Genomic DNA, 17217 nt, shown 5'->3' on the forward strand with positions numbered 1-17217 from the left:
CCCACCCCACACCTCCTCGAGTGGCCGCGCCGCCTCACCCGTCTCACACCCGGATGGGAAAGCGCGGCCACTCGACTGTGATGTGGTGGGGCTGGTGTGGTTTTGCGGCCACTCGACGGTGACTGACTCTGGGTGGGTCAGCGAGGGGCTTGCAGGGCCCGCAGGCGCAGGGCCAGCTGCAGCTCGAGCGCGTCGTCGGGCTGCTGCCAGGTCTCGCCGAGCAGGGCCGAGATGCGCTCGAGGCGCTGCGACACGGTGTTGACGTGCACGTGGAGGGTGCCGGCCGCGTGCCGCGGGCTGCCGCCGGCAGCGAAGTAGGCCGCGAGGGTGCCGACGAGGTCGGTGCCGCGTCGGGCGTCGTAGTCGAGCAGGGGTCCGAGGAGCCGGCGGACGTAGGAGTCGACGTCCGGGTCCGAGCCGACGATGAGCCCGGCGAAGCCGAGCTGGGTGGCGGCAGCCCCGATGCCGCGGTGGCCGAGGGCGATGAGGGCACTGACGGTGCGGGCGCCCTCCTCGTGCGCGGAGGGGATGCGACCGAGCTCGCTGATCGGGCCGACGCCTGCCACGGTGACGCACGTGCGCTTGCCGATTCGGGCGGCGACGGCCTTCGCCAGGCTGGCCGCGTCGTCACTCTCGTCGTCGGGCACGAGTGCGACGACGTCTCCGTCGTGGGAGCCGACGAGGGCGCCGGGCCCGGCGGCGGCACTGGCCGAGATGAGCAGCGCCCGGTGGCCAGCCGGGCTGTCACCGCGAATCACGAGCAGGCAGAACGGTCGTCGTGCATCGAAGCCGGCGGTCGTGGCGAGCTGCGTGCGTTCCTCGGTCGACCCTCGTGCGGCGACGAGGTCGCTGACGAGCCGGTTGCGGGCCGACTGCCGGGCATCCGCAGCCTGCCGCTCGAAGAGCATGACGAGAGCAGTGACGACCCCGGCGCGCTCGAGCGTGCGCTGGTCGGAGTCACCCAGGGCGCCGACGGACCCGACATAGATCGTGCCGAGGCGTTCACGGGCAGCAGTGACGGCGACGGCGTAGGTGCCGTCGCGCTCGACGAGCCGTCCGGAGGCGAGGCCGGGGAGGGCGTCGAGACCGCCGAAGGGGCCACCACCCGACTCGTCGGTCTCGGGGGCGGGGCCTGCCGAGCTGCGGCGCTCACCCGCCTCGTCGACGAGCACGGCCCAGCCGCCGAGGAGCTCGGCGAGGGCGTGGGTGATGTCGTCGACGCCACCGCCGTGGAGCACGAGGGAGGCGAAGCGGTCGTGTGCGGCTGCCGCCTTCTCGACGCCATCGGCATACTGCCGCACGGTTTCGTGAGCCTCGGAGAGTGCGGCCAGCGCGTTCTCGGCGTCGGCGAGGGCTCGGGTCTGCACGAGGGTCACCGCCGCCAGCGTGGCGAGGTTGCCGAGGAGGGCGACCTCCTCGCGGGTGAAGGGTCGCGATGACCGGTTGGCGGCGAAGAGCACACCGACGAAGTGGGACTCGACGATGAGCGGTGTGCCGCAGATCGCGGTGATCCCCTCCTCCCCGACGGCGCCGTCGATGGCGCTCGTGTGGCGGAAGCGCTCGTCGGACCAGTAGTCGGCGGTCCAGTAGGGCTTGTGGGTCGAGGCGACGAGGCCACCGAGACCGGCGCCGAGGGCGAGGCGCACCGACTGGAAGGCGGCCGACACCGAGCCGTCCGTGGCCCGCATGAAGGTGTCGCCTGCCTCGGCGTCGTAGAGCGTGAGGTAGGCGAGGTCGGTCGAGAGCAGCCGCCGCGCGCGTCGCACGATGGCGTCGAGCACCTCGCCCGGGTCGTCGGCCGTCGAGAGCTCGCGTGCCGTGTCGAGCAGGGCGGCCAGCCCCGCCTCGCGCTGCTGGTGCACCTCGCGCGTCTGGGTGATGCGCAGGGCGAGGTCACGCGCCCCCGCGGGGGCGGGGGCAGCAGCGATCTGTGCAACCGGCGCGTCGGCCGCGAGCAGCTCGAGCAGGGTCATCACCTGCTCGGCCGCCTCGGCGTCGATCTCGCTGTCGGTGGGCACGGGCAGATCCTAGGCAGTCGGACGCACGGATTGGGCCTGGGGCGGGGGTCAGTGCGCCGTCCAGGCGCCGTCCATCGAGAACGACGTGCCGCTCACCGACGCCGAGGCCGGTCCGCAGAGGAAGAGAGCGAGGGCGGCGACCTCCTCGGGCTCGACGAGCCGCTTGACCGCGACCGGCTCGAGCATCACCTTGGCGATCACCTCGGCCTCGGGGATGCCGTGTGTGCGGGCCTGGTCGGCGATCTGCTTCTCGACGAGCGCCGTGCGCACGTAGGCCGGGTTGATGCACGTCGAGGTCACACCGTGTGGCGCCCCCTCCAGGGCGACGACCTTGGACAGCCCCTCGAGGCCGTGCTTGGCCGTGACGTAGGCCGCCTTGAAGGCACTGGCGCGCAGCCCGTGGACGCTGGAGACGTTGACGACGCGACCCCAGCCCTGCGCATACATGTGGGGAAGGCTCTGGCGGATGAGGCGGAAGGGCGCCACGAGCATGAGGTCGAGGATGAGGTCGAAGCGCTCGAGGGGGAAGTCCTCGATGGGGCTGACGTGCTGGATGCCTGCGTTGTTGACGAGGATGTCGACGTCGGTCGGCAGCGACGCGAGGGCCTCGAGGTCACTGAGGTCGGCGGCGATGGGGTTGATCGAGCTCGTGCCCGCCAGCCGCGCGAGCCCGGCCTCGTCACGGTCGGCGGCGTGCACCTTGGCGCCCGCAGCCTCGAGGGCGACGGCGATGGCGGCGCCGATGCCGCTCGCGGCTCCGGTGACCAGGGCGGTCCGGCCGGTGAGGTCGATGGGGGCGTTCACGGCCGGTCCACCCCGGGCGGGGTCGAGCGGCACGTCCTCGCGAGCGTCGGTGCGAGCGTCATTGCGGGCGTCGGGCATGCGGGAACAGTAGGGAGCGTGCGTCGGCCCCCCTGTGTGGCCCACCCCCACAAAAGCTCGGGATGCATGTGGCGTGCGACGACACGATCCGGTCCGTCGGCCGCCGCTGCCGCGCGCTTCCTCTGCGCGCCAGACCCTGCGTATGGCGCTGTTCGGGAGTCGGCAAAGACTTGGTCAAATCACCTCGCACCGCCCCGGAGGGGGTGACGATCGCAGGACCGCCCTCGCGATCGGAGATCCGCCATGACCGACGACCAGGACTACCCGGTCCCGCCCTGCTTCGACGACCCGGGCTCCGCGACCGAGCGCCTCACCGACATGTTCGTGAGGATGGGGCAGGCGCGGCGCATCGCGACCGGGCAGGTCCCTGCGGAGCGCGCGGTCTTCCGCAAGGTGCACGGTGTGGCCCATGGGCGCCTCGAGCGCCTCGACTCCGTGCCGCAGGAGTGGCGGGTCGGCTTCCTGGCGCACGACGGGCTCGACGCCTGGGTGAGGTTCTCGAGTGACGCGAGCCCCACGACGGTCGACCTCGGCACGACCCTCGGCATCGGTGTGAAGCTCTTCGGCGTCCCCGGAGCGAAGGCGCTCGGCGAGGACGGTGACACCGCAGACCTCGTCCTGCAGAACCACGACGTCTTCTTCGTCGACGACGCGCAGGAGATGGTCGAGTTCACCTACGCAGGAGTCGTGCAGCAGGACTACCCGGGCTACCTCGCGGCGCATCCCGAGACGCAACGGATCCTCGACGACATGACGGAGCCGGAGAGCAGCGTGCTCACCGCGAGCTACTGGGGTGTGCTGCCCTTCGCCCTCGGCGGCGCGATCGTGAAGTACCGTCTGGCGCCCGAGGCAGAGCCGGTCAACATCCCGGACGACGACCCCGACTACCTTGCCACCGACCTCGCCCGCCGGCTGCGCGAGCGCGAGCACGCCCTCGTGCTGTCGGTGCAGGTGCGCACCGACCCCGACACGATGCCGCTGGACCGGGCCACCGTGCGATGGCCGGAGGAAGCCAGCCCCTACGTGCCGGTCGCCCGCCTCATGCTCGACCGCCAGGACGTCGAGGCGCGCGGCCAGTGCGACTACGGGCAGAGCCTCTCGTTCAACATCTGGCGGGTGCCCGCGGAGAACGCGCCCGTCGCCGAGTCCTCGATCGCCGCCGTCCGCAAGCAGGTGTATGCCGCGGGGGCAGCTCTGCGCCACACCGCCAACGGCCAGCCGCTGACCGACCCCACCGTGGCTCGCGCCACCGACGGGCCTCCTTCGACTGCCGACGACTGCATCGTGCAGGCGGTCATCCACCCGGCCATCGGCGTCGCGCGGGTGGGCAACAGCCCCGACGAGTTCGTCATCGGCCCGGAGGTCGTCGACCCCGACCCGCTGCCGCCCGGCTCCTACCGCGACGCGGAGGGCCGGCTGAAGCGGCAGGCCGCCCGGTTCCGGATCTACGGGGTCAACGCGCTCGGGACGATCGTGCGAGAGCTCACCCCGGCGGATGACGGCGTCGAGCTGACGTGGCACGTCGAGCTCGCCAACACGAAGTCTTCCTGGTTCGGCTTCCAGCTCGCGCTCGACATCCCCGAGGCCAGCTCCGCACCGGCGACGACCCTGCGCAACCCGACGGTGAGCGACCGGTCCAGCCTCGAGATCCGTCCGGGGAGCCGGTCCGTTTCCGGCCGGGGCGAGGGTCCGGTGCCCTTCGACGGGGGCTCTTTCATGGGCACCCCGGTGCCGCTCGGCGACATCCGCACTGACGATGACGGTCGGCTCCTCGTCCTCGGCGGCTACGGGTGCTCGGCCTCGTACGACGGCAGTCGGGCGATCACCTTCGCCAACAACGAGGGCTGGCACGACGACGTCTCGGACGGGCCGGTCACGGCGACGGTGACGCTGGACGGCCTTCCGCTCGAGGTGATCCCGTCGTGGGTCGTCGTGGCGCCTCCCAACTACGCGCCCCAGCGCACGTCGGTGCGCACCATGTGGGACCTCATGCGCGACGTGGCCATCCAGGCGGGCACCCTTGCCAGACCTGCGCGCCCGTCGTTCCGCGACGACATCCTGCCCCTCTTCGAGCGGCTCGCCGGACTCCAGTGGGTCAACGCCGGCTTCGCTGCCGGCTTCGGCTTCGACGGTGCCCTCGACCTCACGTCAGCGGACGCCCTGGCCCGGCTCGCCAGCCCCCTGCCGGCCCATCGCGAGGTGCGGCGGACCGTGGCGCGGTCGTTCCGCGACTTCGACGTCGACGGCATGTCGCCCAAGCCGTGGCCGTGGCTCTACGGCGATGCCATGAACATCCCGCCCGTGCCGTCGCCGCGCCAGAACGCCGCGCTGACCGCGACCCAGATGTGGATGCTCGAGCAGTGGGCGGAGGGCTGCTTCGAGGCGGACCTCGACGTCGACGAGCTCGGCGGTCCCGGCGGTCCCGGCAGCGAGGGTGGGGTCACCCTGCCGCGCCGTGGGCCGCGGGTCGTCGACGACCTGCCGGTCGAGGAGCAGGGCGACATGCTCACGCGCGCCGCCCTCGAGTTCTGTCTTGCCGACGCCTTCCACCCGGGCTGCGAGATGACCTGGCCGGTGCGCACGGCGACGATGTACCTCTCGCCCTTCCGCTTCGCGCACGCCGCCCCCGGCTGGGAGCCGCCGACGATGGGCGCCGTCCTCACCTCGGACTCGGTGACGATCCCGAACGGGCCCCTCTGCGCACAGGAGCCCGGCTCGATCACGCGCTGGATGGCGGTACCGTGGCAGACCGACACGGCGAGCTGCCGGTCCGGCTACTCGACGGCCTACGACCCCTACGTGCCCACCTTCTGGCCGGCCCGCGTGCCCAACCAGGTGCTGACCCGCGAGAACTACGAAGTCGTCATGGACGAGTCCCGCACCCCGGAGGAGCGAGCGGCAGCGTTCGCCAACCGGGCCGCGTGGATCGAGCCGCTCGGCGCCGACAGCTACACGAGCCAGATCAACAACATGGTTCGTGCCTTCGACCACCTCGGCGTCGTCGAGGTGCTGCCCGGGCCGGCCGACGGTGCCTTCCCGGCCGTCATCGAGGTGGAGGACAGCCACCGGCTCATCCCCGTCGAGTCGGGGGACGACGCCGCGGCCGTCGAGGCGCGCACCGACACGACGACCGGAACGACGACAGGAGCTCCTGCGCTCAGCTCGCTCGGCGCCAGCCACCGGGTCGGGCGCTCGGCTGCCGACGTCGACGTGTCGGGCATCGAGAAGGTGCGGCGTTTCCCGGGCGGCCTGCGGACCTGACGTGATGTCATGACCGTCCTCGAGGTCGACGTCGTGGTCGTCGGCGGTGGCCCGGCCGGCGCCTCATTGGCGACGTCACTGGCGACCCGGATGGCGACCCGGTCGGGCGCGACGCACCGGGTGCTCGTCATCGACCGTGGCACGCCGGGCCGGGAGCGAGGGCCGTCCCGTCCGGGGCTGGGGGAGACCCTGCCGGGAGCTGCTGCGCGTCTGCTGCGTGAGCTGGGCGTCTGGGACGGCTTCGTCGCGCAGGGCCATCCGCCATGCCATGCCCGGCTCAGCCGGTGGGGCAGTCCGGAGCTGCTCGTGCAGGACGCCCTGCGCGACCTCGACGGAGCCGGCTGGAGCATCGACCGCACGGCCTTCGACGACCTGCTGCTCGCTGGTGCCCGCTCCCGTGGTGCAGTGGTCCGTTCGGGTCGGGCGAGAGTCGTCGGGCACGACGAGGGCGCCTGGCGGCTGCACATCGGTACGCGCGGTGCGACGTCGCGGGAGGAGGTGCGCGCACGATTCCTCGTCGACGCGACGGGTCGGGGCTCGAGGCTGCTCGGCCCGGTCGGACAGCGGCGCACGGTGGTCGACCGCCTCGTCTGCGTCTGGACGCTCCTGCCCCTGCGGCATACGGCCCAGGGGACCTCCTACGTCGAGAGCGCTGCCGACGGGTGGTGGTTCACCGCGCCCGTGCCGGGTGACGGGCGGCTGCTCGCCTTCCACACCGACCCCGAGGTCGTCGACGTCGCCGCGCTCCGAGGCGCCCTGGGACAGAGGGCTGCTGCCTCCGTCGGGATGTCCGAGCAGCTCCGCGACTCCCGCCTCGACGAGGGCACCACGGCGCGGGTCTGCGCTTCAGGCGCGAGCCGGATGGGCACCGTCGCCGGACCGGACTGGCTGGCGATCGGCGACGCCGCGATGTCCTTCGACCCGCTGTCATCGCAAGGGCTCTTCCACGCGCTCTACACCGGGCTCACCTCGGCGGACGCGGTCGGGCGGGCCCTCGTGGGCGACGCAGGAGCGATCGCCGTCACTGCTCACTCCGTGGAACCGGTGTGGTCGGCCTACCGCGAGACGGCACGCCACATCTACGCCAGCGAGCTCCGCTGGGCGGACCAGCCCTTCTGGAGGGCCCGCCACCAGCGGATGTCCGTGGCCTGCTGACGCCGTTGCGGATTCGGCTGGGATGGGCGGAAGGCGGCATTCGGGACCTTCGGCACTGATGCGCCCCCCGCATACCCGCTGTCATGGGAGGGCTAGGAACGCGGGCCCCGGCACCGTCGCGCGGCCCTGTGCGGGACAACACTGAGAGGACGCGACATGAAACGAGCAATGGCCGTCGTGGCCGCCACGGCACTGGGCCTGGTGGCCTTCACGGGGACCGCCGGGAGCGCGGGTGCGGCGGGCATACCCGTGACGCACGTCAGGTCGAACCTGGCCTTCGCCGACGCCGGCTGGTTCAAGGAGTCGGGTGACAAGTTCTGGGCGACCGGGGTGTCTGCGGTCAAGTCGCTGTGGGGGTCTGGGTCCGAACTGCACCTCTCGAAGACTTCCGGCACGATGGGTGGTGCTCGGACCGAAGTCAGCGCTGATGTGACGTCAGGGTTCACCTTCACGGTCGACGCGAAGCGTCTCGGGAGTGCCTCGGTCTCCGCGACCGACCTCCCCGCCATCCAGTGCACCTATGACGAGAACGGCGAGCAGGTCGGTGAGTGCACCGACACCACGGTCGATGTCAACGTCACGTGGTCCGGGCAGGGTGCGATCAGCCAGGGGTCCTACACCGAGCACGTGAGGACGGGAGGCTCGATGATGAGGCTGCACGTCCTCTGGACGAGCCGTGAAGCTGGCGCCTCGGGCTCCCTGAACGGCGCTCTCAGCGCGCACGATCTCGAGTCCGCCGGGCTGCGCACCGAGAAGCAGGTCAAGTCGGGCCGCTGAACTCGGCACGACGGAGTGTGGGACGTTGGGCTCTGGTGCGGGAACCACCGTGGTGCGCAGGCTGGTCGCATGAGTGAGACATCCGAATTGGCCCGGCCCCCAATGGCGCACGAGTCTGGAGTCACGGATCTGCGACGGGCGCGATGGCTGTTGGCCCTCACGCCCGTCGGCCTCGCAGCGGGCCTGCTCGGTGTCGGGGCCCTCGCCGCCGCGATGGGGGTGGGTGTTGTCAGCGTTGTGGCGGAGGGTGCTCCGGCGACGGCCCTCCAGACAGCGCTGCTGATCCTCGTCGGGGAGCTGCTGGTGCTCGCGCTGCCGCTTGCTTCCGGGCTGCTCGCTGTTCGTGCGAACCGTGCCGGTCAGCTCCACACGCGCTCGACCCTCGTTGCGGCCGCGGTGGTGGGCGCGCTCGTCGCGGTGCTGCCGGTGGCAGGCGTGCCGGGTGGCGCATCAGCTCCGTCTGATGACTCATGGCAGCGCGAGACCGTCTCTGTCGACCTGTCAGGACTGCCTCCGGGGGCCTACGAGCGGGGCCAGACGTGGCCCGAGACGCGAAGCAGCGGGGTCGTCATCGCCGTCCACACGCAGTGGACCACGAGTCGGCCGCCCAGACAGGCGTGCTCGGACTTCACCGAGGCATTGCGCACCCCGTACCCGGACACGGTACTGGGGCCGGTCGACGATCTGGGCTGCCTCGTCCGCGCCGATGGCGACCGCCTCGTGGTCGAGATCCACGGTGACCCAAGCGGATCCGGCGCCGTCGCCGATGTCGTGCAGCAGGCCATGCCTCGCTGATGGTGATGCACGGCTGGGGGACCAACGCCTCTACCTCGCCGGTGACGCGCACCCCTAACGTCGGTCTCGAGGCCCTGATGCAGGACGTCCGGAGGAGGCGGCGATGACCACAGCATTGCGATCACGCGCAGGAGCGAGCACGTCGGCGGCGGTCCTGGCCATGGTGGTGGCTGGCCTGTCCGGCGGCCTGGGGGCCTGCAGCGGGGCCGACCCGTGGACGGGCTCCAGCGCGTCGAGCGCTCCGACGGCGTCAGTCTCAGCGACACCGTCCACCCCCTCGAGCTCGTCCAGCACGCCGTCCAGTCCGTCGCCGACCTCGACCGTCGCGGGCGACGTCCTGGTGCCGTCCTCGGTGCTCGAGACCGCGCTGGTCACGAGGGCGCTGGGCAAGTACTACACCGTCGAGTACTCCGACGCCGGCGAGTACCCGACGACGGGCGGCCTCACCATCTCGTCGATGGGCGAGTACGTTTCCGGCGACCGCGCGTGCGCCACGATGTTCAACGCGCACACCTCCAGTCCGGAGTCGTTCGCCTACGTGTCGATGACGAACAAGTCGGCATGGTTCGAGGAGGTGGCTGAGTCGTACCCCACCGTGGCCGACGCCCGGGACGTCATGGCCGAGAACGCCGCCCAGGCCAAGGCGTGCCGCACCTTCAAGATGCGCAGCGCCGACAACGACGTGGTGACCTTCAGGCACACCGTGACCGCGGCCAAGCACGGCGACGTCGACATGTTCCTGCACCACTTCAACGGCCAGACGAAGAAGTACCTCTACGAGTTCCACCTGTTCGAGGGACGCGTCCAGGGCGAGCTGATGAACATCCTCTGGGCGTCGACGAACTTCCGGGCCGACCCCAGCTCGACCGCCTTCACCCAGTTCCAGAAGGTGGTCAACCAGTACCGCAAGGACCACCCGCGCGGTGTCGGAGGTGACGCAGGCGAGGGCGGGGTCTCGCCGGTCACGGCCGTGCCGACCGGCAAGGTCCCCATTCCTCGTCACCCCTGGACAGGCGGCCTGGCGACAGCACGCGCTCCCCGCTGACGACGAGCATCAGAGGGTGCTCGCCGATCAGCTCAGATGTCGCGGAAGACCTCGATCGTCGCGCCAAGGGCGTTGAGGCGCTCGGCGAGGTCCTCGTAGCCACGGTTGATGACATAGACGTTACGCAGCACCGACGTGCCCGGCGCGGCGAGCATCGCGAGCAGCACGACGACCCCTGGGCGCAGAGCGGGCGGGCACACGACCTCGGCGGCACGCCAGCGCGTCGGCCCCTCGACGATGACGCGGTGGGGGTCGAGCAGCTGCACCTTCGCGCCGACCTTCGTCAGCTCGGTGAGGTAGATCGCACGGTTCTCGTAGACCCAGTCGTGGATCATCGTGCTGCCCTCGGCGACCGCCCCGATGAGGGCGAAGAACGGCAGGTTGTCGATGTTGAGCCCGGGGAAGGGCATCGGGTGGATCTTGTCGGTCGGCGCGTGCAGCGGGCCGGGGATCGTCGTGATGTCGACGAGGCGCGTCTTGCCGTTGCCCGAGACGTACTCCTGCGTGAGGTTGTACTTCATCCCCATGCCGTCGAGGGTCGCGAGCTCGATCTCGATGAACTCGATGGGCACGCGGCGGATCGTGATCGAGCTGTCGGTGACGACGGCGGCGGCGAGCAGGCTCATCGCCTCGATGGGGTCCTCGCTGGGGAAGTACTCGACGTCGACGTCGATGTCGGCCAGACCGTGGACCGTCAGCGTCGTCGTGCCGATGCCCTCGATGCGCACGCCGAGCTTCTCGAGGAAGAAGCAGAGGTCCTGCACCATGTAGTTGGGGCTGGCGTTGCGGATGACCGTGGTGCCGGCGTGACGAGCCGCGGCCATGAGGACGTTCTCGGTCACGGTGTCGCCGCGCTCGGTGAGGATGATGGCGCGCTCCGGGTTGACCGAGCGGTCCGATTTCGCCTCGTAGAAGCCGTGTGTCGCGGTCACCTCGAGCCCGAAGGCGCGCAGCGCCGACAGGTGGGGCTCGACGGTGCGGGTGCCGAGGTCGCAGCCACCGGCATACGGCAGCTGGAAGCTCTCGTGCGAGTGGAGCAGCGGGCCGAGGAACATGATGACCGTGCGGGTGCGGCGGGCGGCGGCCACGTCGATGTGCTCGAGGTCGAGCGTCTCGGGCGGGATGATCTCGAGGTCGCTCGTGCCGGGCAGCCAGCGGGTGCGCACGCCGATCGAGGCGAGCACCTCGAGGATGCGGTTGACCTCCTCGATGCGGGCGAGGCTGCGCAGCGTCGTGCGGCCGCGGTTGAGCAGCGAGGCGCAGAGCAGGGCGACGGCGGCGTTCTTGCTCGTCTTGACGTCGATCGAGCCGCTGAGCTTCTGGCCACCGACGATGCGCAGGTGCTGGGGGCCGGAGTGGCCGAGCGAGACGAACTCGGAGTCGAGGGCGTCGCCGATCTTGGCGAGCATGTCGAGGCTGAGGTTCTGCTTGCCCTGCTCGATGCGCGTCACGGCGCCCTGGGAGGTGCCGAGCAGCTCGGCGAGCTCGCTCTGCGTCATCCCCTTGTGGCGTCGGGCGTCGCGGATGAGTCCGCCGATCCGGGTGAGATAGGTCTGGGTCACGCCGTCGAGATTAACTCATATATGAGTTATGGCAAGTCGGCGGGGTGTCAAACCCATCCAAACGGGGTATGCCGCCCTCCCGCACCGGGGTGCCGCCAGGCTGACGCCCCGGGTGCCATCGCACCCGGGGCGGGCCCGTGGAGGGGTTGTGAGGGAGCCGCTCAGCGGCGCACGTTGGCGACGCCCTGCGGCAGGAAGCGCGAGCCGGTCACGTGCTCGGCAACTCCCGTGCGGTCGAGCAGCGGGGTGATGCCGCCGTTCCACATCTGGAAGCCTGCCCCCGTCATCATCGCGAGGTCGACGTCCATCGGAGCCTGTGCGACGCCCTCGTCGAGCATGCGACGAGTCTCGTCGGCGAGGACCGTGAGCACCCGCTCGCGCACCTGGGCCGGCTCGAGCACGACCGGCTCGGCCGGCTTCTCGATGAGCTCTGCGACCTCGGGGTCGAGCACGGGTCGGCCCGAGCTGAGGTCGTAGAAGCCGCGCTTGCCGGCCGCGACGATCCGCTGGAGCGTCGGGGAGGCGTAGAAGCGGTCCGGGAACGCCTTGACGAGCGTCTCGCCGTTGTGCAGCGCGATGGCCGGCCCGACGAGCCCGATGAGGACGAAGGGCGGCATCGGCGCCAGCCCGGCGAAGGCCCGGTCGACGACCTCGATCGGCGTTCCCTCGTCGAGGATCTTCGCCGCCTCGCCCATGAAGCGGCCGAGGAGCCGGTTGACGATGAACGACGGCCGGTCGGCCGCGCGGATGCACGTCTTCTTCAATGCCTTGCCGACGGCGAACGCCGTTGCGAGAGTGGCGTCGTCGGTGCGCTCGCCCGGGATGATCTCGAGCAGCGGCATGACGGCGACCGGGTTGAAGAAGTGGAAGCCGACGACGCGCTCGGGGTGGTCGAGCTTCGAGGCCATCTCGGCGATCGACAGGCTCGAGGTGTTCGTCGCGAGCACGCACTCCGCCGACACGACGGCCTCGACCTCGGCGAAGACCTGCTGCTTGACCGACATCTCCTCGAAGACGGCCTCGATGACGAAGTCGGCGTCGGCGAAGCCGTCCTTGCTCGTCGACCCGGTGACGAGCGCCTTGTAGCGGTTGAGCCTGTCGGGGTTGAGGCGACCCTTGCCCGCGAGCTTGTCGAGCTCGGCGTGGACGTAGCCGACGCCCTTGGTTACCCGCTCGTCGTCGATGTCCGTGAGCACGACCGGCACCTGGAGGCGCTGGATGAAGAGCAGCGCGAGCTGGCTCGCCATGAGTCCCGCGCCGACGATGCCGACCTTGGTCACCGGGCGGGAGAGGGCCTGGTCCGGCGCTCCGGCCGGGCGCCTGGCGCGCTTCGTCACGAGGTCGAAGGCATAGAGCCCGGCCCGCAGCTCGTCGCTCATCAGCAGGTCGGCGAGCACCGCGTCCTCGGCGGCGAAACCCTCCTCACGGGTCGCGGTGCGCGCGGCCGCGAGGAGGTCGAGGGCGGCATACGGGCTCTTCGCCTGACGGCCGGTCTTGACGTCGGCAAGCCCCTTCGCCTTGGCGATGGCGGCGTTCCACGCCGACTCGTCGCGGTCGACCTCGGGACGCTCGACGACGACCTCGCCGCGAATCACCTTGGCAGCCCAGGCGATCGACTCCTCGAGGAAGTCGGCGGGCGCGAGGAGCGCGTCGGCCATGCCGAGCTTGTAGGCGTCGATGCCCTTGAGCATCCGGTTCTGGCTGAGCGGGTTCTCGATGATGACGGTCAACGCCTTGTCGATGCCGACGAGGTTGGGCAGCATCCAGCAGCCGCCCCAGCCCGGCACGAGACCGAGGAAGACCTCGGGGAGCGCGATCGCCGGCACACCGGCGCTCATCGTGCGGTAGGTGGCGGAGAGCGCCAGCTCGACGCCGCCGCCCATGGCGGCACCGTTGACGAACGCGAACGTCGGCACCGGCAGGTCGGAGAAGGCGGCGTATGCCGCGTGGCCGGCCCGCGCGATCTCGAGCGCCTGGTCGCGCGAGCCGATGAACGGCACCCCCGTGAGGTCGGCGCCGACGGCGAAGATGAAGGGCTTGCCAGTCACGGCGACAGCATCGATCTCGCCGGCCTCGGCCCGCTCGCGCAGGCCTTCGATCGTCGCTGCGAGGCCCGAGATCGACTGGGGGCCGAAGGTGTTCGGCTTGGTGTGGTCGAAGCCGTTGTCGAGCGTGATGAGGGCGAGAGTGCCCGCTCCACCCGGCAGAGCGACGTCGCGGACGGGCGTGCGGGTCACGACCTCGCTCGCGAAATCCGTTGCGGTGGTGGGCTTCTCGGTCGTGGTGGCGCTCACTTGTCGGACTCCTCGGTGGTCGCAGCGGCGATGGCGGTGGGGGAGTAGTCCGCGTGGTGCGGGTTTTCCCAGATGACGGCTCCACCCATGCCGATGCCGATGCACATCGCGGTCAGGCCGTAGCGCACCTCGGGGTGCTCCTCGAACTGGCGGGCGAGCTGGGTCATGAGCCGCACGCCCGAGCTGGCGAGCGGGTGGCCGGTGGCGATGGCTCCGCCGTACTCGTTGACGCGAGGGTCGTCGTCGGCGATGCCGAAGTGGTCGAGGAAGGCGAGCACCTGCACGGCGAAGGCCTCGTTGAGCTCGAAGAGGCCGATGTCCTCGATCGAGAGGCCGGCCTTGGCGAGGGCCTTCTCGGTGGCCGGCACCGGGCCGACCCCCATGACCTCGGGCTCGACGCCGACGAAGGAGTAGGAGACAAGACGCATGCGCACCGTCAGGCCGAGGTCGGTGGCTGCCTGCTCCGAGGCGAGCAGGCAGGCGGTGGCGCCGTCGTTGAGGCCGGCGGCGTTGCCCGCGGTCACGTTGCCGTGGGCGCGGAAGGGCGTCTTGAGGGCGGCGAGCTCCTCGAGCGTCGTGCCGGGGCGCGGCGGCTCGTCGGCGGTCGCGAGGCCCCAGCCGAGCTCCGCGTGCCGCGTCGCGACGGTGACGAGGTCGCGCTGGATCTGGCCGTTCGCATAGGCCTTGGCGAGCTTGTCCTGGCTGCCGACGGCGAAGGCGTCGGCGCGCTCCTTCGTCAGCTGGGGGAACCGGTCGTGGAGGTTCTCGGCCGTCTTGCCCATGACGAGGGCGTCGGGGTCGACGATGCGCTCGGAGAGGATGCGAGGGTTGGGGTCGACGCCCTCACCCATGGGGTGGCGACCCATGTGCTCCACCCCGCCGGCGATGGCGATGTCGTAGGCGCCGAAGGCGATCGAGCTCGCCGTGTTGGTCACGGCGGTCATCGCGCCGGCACACATCCGGTCGATGGAGTATCCCGGCGTCGTGTTGGGCAGACCGGACAGGAGCGCGGCCGTGCGCCCGAGGGTCAGGCCCTGGTCGCCGATCTGGGTCGTCGCCGCGATGGCGACCTCCTCGACGCGGTCCTTGGGCAGGGCCGGGTTGCGGTGGAGCAGCTCGCGGATGCACCGGATGACGAGGTCGTCGGCGCGGGTCTGGGCGTACATGCCCTTCTCGCCCGCCTTGCCGAAGGGCGTGCGGACGCCGTCGACGAAGACGACCTCATTGAGTGCGCGGGGCACGATGCCTCCTGGATCGCTGGGGAGCCCGGGCCGACGTCACTGCCGGCGGGCATGGCCGTGCTGGCCACCGCTCCCGATCCTACTTCTCGGTAACTTCCGAACCAACGACCCCTCGGGTGAGCATCCTCACGCGGCTCATCCCCAATCGAAAGAGCAGTTCGTCGCCGTCGAGCGGCCCGAGCGGGGAGTTGAAGGGGCGACGAACTGCTCTTTCGATTGCCCCAGGCCGAGAAGTAAGCCGACGAACTGCTCTTTCGATTGCCCAGGGCCATCGAGGCAAGCCGACGAAGTGCTCTCTCGATTGGGGGTGGAGCGGTCAGGTGCCGGGGTGCTCGGTGCAGGCGAGAGAGATGAGCGGCGCCGTGATCGTCGTCTGCCACTGGCGGGCCCCGAGCTCGCGCAGCGACGCAGCGACCTCGTCGGTCGTCGGCGCGGGCGGGCCCTCCCAGAGGTAGCGGCGCAGCAGGTCGGGGGTGAGGAGGTTCTCGACCGGCACCGCGAGCTCGGCCGAGACGGCGATGAGCAGCTCGCGCGCCCGCGCGAGCCGGGCCGCGGCCACGGGGTCGCGGTCGGCCCAGGCCTTGGGCGGCGGTGGCCCCGAGGGTGGCAGAGACACGACCGGCAGGTCGTCCTCCGGCAGCGCGAGCGCCGCCGCGACGACCTCGACGATCGCCTCCTGGTGGCGGCGCACCGACCGAGACAGCCGCGGCTCGGTCACCGTGATGCGTCGCGGAGCGGTCGTCGCACGCTGGTGCGCGATCGCGATCTCGCTGATCGCGGCGTCGGGCAGCACACGACCGGGGGAGACGTCGAGCTCCTGGGCCAGCCCGTCGCGCCACTCCCAGAGGGCGCGCACGATCCCGATGCCGCGTCGGCCGCGCACCTTGTGCATGCCTGACGTGCGGCGCCACGGGTCGGTGCGCGGCTCGGGCCCCGAGAAGGAGAGCAGGTGCTCGAACTCCTCCGCCGCCCAGCCGGCCTTGCCCTGCGACTCGAGGTCGGCCGCCACCGCGTCACGAAGGTCACCGAGCACCTCGACGTCGAGGGCGGCATACAGCAGCCAGGGCTCGGGGAGCGGGCGCGCCGACCAGTCGACGGCCGAGTGCTCCTTGGCGAGCGAGAGGCCGAGGTAGTTCTCGACCATGGCGCCGAGGCCGACCCGGGGCAGCCCCGCGAGGCGGCCGCCCAGCTCGGTGTCGAAGAGCGCCTTCGGGCGCAGGCCGACCTCGGTGAGGCACGGCAGGTCCTGGGTGGCCGCGTGCAGGATCCACTCGGCGTCGCCGAGGGCCTCGCCGATGGGGGAGAGGTCGGGCACGGCCATGGGGTCGATGAGCCACGTGCCCGAGCCCTCGCGGCGCAGCTGCACGAGGTAGGCGCGCTGCCCGTAGCGGTAGCCGGAGGCGCGCTCGGCGTCGATGGCGACCGGACCGGTGCCGCGCGCGATGTCGTCGGCGGCTCGCGAAAGCACCCGCTCGTCGACGACGACGTCGGGCACGCCGTCACGGGGCACCGTGAGCGGGGTGAGTGTCACCGCCTCCTCCCCGGCGCCCGCAGGGTCGGGCTCGGGAGGATCCTGCAGAGCAGTCACCGCCGCTGCCCCGGCAGGGGGACGACGCCGTCGGGCAGGGGAGGGATGCCGGCGATGGTGCAGAGCATGTCGGCCCAGGCGCGCAGGTGGTCGACCACGTCGCCCTCGACGGGCGTCCACGAGGCACGGATCTCCATCTCGACACTCGCCTCGCGGTCGGCGAGCCCGGCGAAGCTCTCGCTGACGACGCGGGTCACGGTGCCGGCCTCGGCGGTCCACGTGAGGTCGCGCGAGCTGACCGACTCGGTGAGCCACGACCAGCCGACCGCGCCGAGCATCGGGTCGCCTGCGAGCTCCGGCTCGAGCTCGGCCCGCGCGAAGGTCACGATGCGCCACTGACCGTCCCACGTCTCGGGCGCGCTCGGGTCGTGCAGCACGACGAAGCGCCCGGTCGCGAGGTCGGCCTCCGGGTCGCTGACGTCGATGACATCCGCGGTGAGGGCAGCGGCATACGGGGCGATGCGGGTGGGCGCGGGGACCTCGGTCAAGCGCACCTCGGAGCGCACCCGGACGTCGCGGAGGGCTGAGAGCGTCCTCGCGAAGACCGCGCCGTGGTTGCCCGGCAACGTTCTCGTGTGCACTACCCGAGGGTATGCCGC

At 71.2% G+C, this 17217-nt stretch carries 12 protein-coding genes; 5 read left to right on the forward strand and 7 right to left on the reverse strand.

Annotated features, from left to right (window positions below; genetic code table 11):
* Nucleotides 1–137: 137 nt before the first annotated feature.
* Both FHX52_RS03665 and FHX52_RS03670 read right to left on the reverse strand, forming a co-directional pair.
* The gene (locus FHX52_RS03665) at nucleotides 138–2018 is read right to left on the reverse strand and encodes a helix-turn-helix domain-containing protein (RefSeq protein ID WP_246069597.1); all 1881 of its coding nucleotides are present in this window, start codon (nucleotides 2016–2018) and stop codon (nucleotides 138–140) included.
* A gap of 48 nt (nucleotides 2019–2066) precedes the next feature.
* Complete coding sequence (locus FHX52_RS03670) at nucleotides 2067–2900, reverse strand: 3-hydroxybutyrate dehydrogenase (protein WP_141820009.1); 834 nt, start codon at nucleotides 2898–2900, stop codon at nucleotides 2067–2069.
* Between the two features lie 243 nt (nucleotides 2901–3143).
* On the opposite strand from FHX52_RS03670, the gene FHX52_RS03675 reads away from it, so the two are divergent.
* The 5 genes from FHX52_RS03675 (at nucleotide 3144) to FHX52_RS03695 (ending at nucleotide 9933) form a co-directional block, all read left to right on the forward strand.
* Entirely contained in the window at nucleotides 3144–6161 is a 3018-nt protein-coding gene (locus tag FHX52_RS03675) for a LodA/GoxA family CTQ-dependent oxidase (protein WP_141820011.1), read from the forward strand.
* Nucleotides 6162–6170: 9 nt separating this feature from the next.
* A complete protein-coding gene (locus FHX52_RS03680; RefSeq protein ID WP_141820013.1) occupies nucleotides 6171–7316 on the forward strand; it encodes an NAD(P)/FAD-dependent oxidoreductase in 1146 nt (381 codons plus the stop codon).
* 156 nt (nucleotides 7317–7472) lie between these two features.
* Complete coding sequence (locus FHX52_RS03685) at nucleotides 7473–8093, forward strand: hypothetical protein (RefSeq protein WP_141820015.1); 621 nt, start codon at nucleotides 7473–7475, stop codon at nucleotides 8091–8093.
* A gap of 69 nt (nucleotides 8094–8162) precedes the next feature.
* On the forward strand, nucleotides 8163–8888 hold the full coding sequence (locus FHX52_RS03690; RefSeq protein WP_141820017.1) for a hypothetical protein: 726 nt from the start codon (nucleotides 8163–8165) through the stop codon (nucleotides 8886–8888).
* A gap of 103 nt (nucleotides 8889–8991) precedes the next feature.
* Nucleotides 8992–9933: a hypothetical protein gene (locus tag FHX52_RS03695; RefSeq protein ID WP_141820019.1), complete on the forward strand. Its 942-nt coding sequence runs from the start codon at nucleotides 8992–8994 to the stop codon at nucleotides 9931–9933.
* 32 nt (nucleotides 9934–9965) lie between these two features.
* Here FHX52_RS03695 and FHX52_RS03700 read toward each other — a convergent pair whose 3' ends face one another.
* The 5 genes from FHX52_RS03700 to FHX52_RS03720 form a co-directional block, all read right to left on the reverse strand.
* Entirely contained in the window at nucleotides 9966–11495 is a 1530-nt protein-coding gene (locus tag FHX52_RS03700) for a helix-turn-helix domain-containing protein (protein WP_141820021.1), read from the reverse strand.
* A 161-nt stretch (nucleotides 11496–11656) separates the two neighbouring features.
* Nucleotides 11657–13789 (reverse strand): 3-hydroxyacyl-CoA dehydrogenase NAD-binding domain-containing protein, encoded by a 2133-nt coding sequence (locus FHX52_RS03705; RefSeq protein ID WP_141820023.1) that lies wholly within the window; start codon nucleotides 13787–13789, stop codon nucleotides 11657–11659.
* Nucleotides 13786–15030, reverse strand: coding sequence for a thiolase family protein (locus tag FHX52_RS03710; RefSeq protein ID WP_141820024.1), 1245 nt, complete (start codon nucleotides 15028–15030; stop codon nucleotides 13786–13788). The genes FHX52_RS03705 and FHX52_RS03710 overlap by 4 nt, the downstream gene beginning before the upstream one ends.
* 316 nt (nucleotides 15031–15346) lie before the next feature.
* Nucleotides 15347–16561: an HRDC domain-containing protein gene (locus FHX52_RS03715; protein WP_246069598.1), complete on the reverse strand. Its 1215-nt coding sequence runs from the start codon at nucleotides 16559–16561 to the stop codon at nucleotides 15347–15349.
* Between the two features lie 53 nt (nucleotides 16562–16614).
* Nucleotides 16615–17199 (reverse strand): DUF3000 domain-containing protein, encoded by a 585-nt coding sequence (locus FHX52_RS03720; RefSeq protein ID WP_141820026.1) that lies wholly within the window; start codon nucleotides 17197–17199, stop codon nucleotides 16615–16617.
* Nucleotides 17200–17217: the final 18 nt, after the last annotated feature.

It is taken from the genome of Humibacillus xanthopallidus (assembly GCF_006717145.1).
Lineage (GTDB): Bacteria > Actinomycetota > Actinomycetes > Actinomycetales > Dermatophilaceae > Humibacillus > Humibacillus xanthopallidus.

What these genes read in the sequence shown, in the direction of transcription:
- FHX52_RS03670 (WP_141820009.1), bottom strand. Translation starts at nt 2,900, where the DNA reads ATGCCCGACGCCCGCAATGACGCTCGCACCGACGCTCGCGAGGACGTG.
- FHX52_RS03675 (WP_141820011.1), top strand. Translation starts at nt 3,144, where the DNA reads ATGACCGACGACCAGGACTACCCGGTCCCGCCCTGCTTCGACGACCCG.
- FHX52_RS03680 (WP_141820013.1), top strand. Translation starts at nt 6,171, where the DNA reads ATGACCGTCCTCGAGGTCGACGTCGTGGTCGTCGGCGGTGGCCCGGCC.
- FHX52_RS03685 (WP_141820015.1), top strand. Translation starts at nt 7,473, where the DNA reads ATGAAACGAGCAATGGCCGTCGTGGCCGCCACGGCACTGGGCCTGGTG.
- FHX52_RS03690 (WP_141820017.1), top strand. Translation starts at nt 8,163, where the DNA reads ATGAGTGAGACATCCGAATTGGCCCGGCCCCCAATGGCGCACGAGTCT.
- FHX52_RS03695 (WP_141820019.1), top strand. Translation starts at nt 8,992, where the DNA reads ATGACCACAGCATTGCGATCACGCGCAGGAGCGAGCACGTCGGCGGCG.